1 protein-coding gene is annotated in these 1,235 nt (G+C 55.9%); it reads left to right on the top strand.

The features are described from left to right. Window positions 1–64: 64 nt before the first annotated feature. A protein-coding gene (locus EYC95_RS30030) for an IS3 family transposase (protein ID WP_131063540.1) occupies window positions 65–1,227 on the top strand; the annotation gives its coding sequence in 2 pieces (ribosomal slippage) (window positions 65–320 and window positions 320–1,227; 1,164 coding nt in all). The last annotated feature ends 8 nt before the right edge of the window (window positions 1,228–1,235 follow it).

The following is a 1,235-nucleotide window of genomic DNA, read 5'->3' as shown; positions in this document are numbered from 1 at the left end:
TGTAGTGGTCTAATGAAACCGGACACCCATTTAGGCGAGAATGCTCGCCAGATCGAGGTGTCAGATGACCAAACAACGCCGTTCCTTTTCTGCTGAATTCAAACGCGAGGCTGCCGAACTCGTGCTCAAGCAAAACTACAGCTACATCGAAGCCAGCCGTTCACTCGGCGTCGGCGAGTCGGCACTACGCCGTTGGGTCGACCAGGTTCAGCAGGAGCGCAAAGGCGTTACCCCGCAGAGCAAAGCGCTGACACCGGAGCAGCAGAAAATCCAGGAGCTGGAAGCCCGGATCGCCCGTCTTGAACGGGAAAAATCGATATTAAAAAAGGCTACCGCGCTCTTGATGTCGGAAGATCACGAGCGTACGCGCTGATCAATCAGCTGAGTGTCCACGAGCCGGTTGATTGGCTGTGCCAAGTGTTTGAAATCAACCGCTCAAGTTACTACGCCCACCGCCTAAAGCGCCGAACGCCGGATGTCGAACGACTTCGGTTGCGCAGCCGGGTGAGCGAGTTGTTTTCACAAAGTCGCAGTGCTGCCGGCAGCCGTAGCATCCTCTCGTTGATGCGTGACGATGGTGAGCAACTCGGTCGGTTCAAAGTGCGCAGCTTGATGCGTGAGCTTGACCTCGTCAGCAAACAGCCAGGTTCTCATGCCTATAAACGAGCGACGGTTGAACGGTTGGATATCCCGAACATCTTGAATCGGGAGTTCGATGTCTCGGCACCCAACCAGGTGTGGTGCGGCGACATCACCTACATTTGGGCTCAGGGGAAATGGCACTATCTGGCTGTCGTGATGGATCTTTGCGCGCGCCGGGTGGTGGGCTGGGCGCTATCGGAAAAGCCGGATGCCGAGCTGGTTATCAAGGCGCTGGATATGGCTTACGAACAACGGGGAAGGCCTCAGGGCCTGCTGTTTCACTCGGATCAAGGGTCGCAGTATGCGAGTCGTTTATTTCGCCAGCGACTGTGGCGTTATCGCATGCGTCAGAGCATGAGTCGTCGGGGGAATTGCTGGGACAACGCGCCGATGGAACGCGTGTTCCGCAGCTTGAAAACTGAATGGATACCGACCACGGGTTACAGAACTGCTCAAGAAGCCCAACGCGATATCAGCCATTTCTTGATGCATCGGTACAACTGGATTCGGCCCCATCAATTCAACGGTGGGCTGGCGCCAGCTCGGGCCGAAGAAAAACTTAACGTCGTGTCCGGGATTAGTTGACCACTACA

Source organism: Pseudomonas sp. BGI-2 (genome assembly GCF_004310295.1).
In the GTDB taxonomy this organism is placed as follows: Bacteria; Pseudomonadota; Gammaproteobacteria; order Pseudomonadales; family Pseudomonadaceae; genus Aquipseudomonas.
Note: the sequence above shows the minus strand (reverse complement) of the source record. Positions and strands in the feature narration are given on the sequence as shown.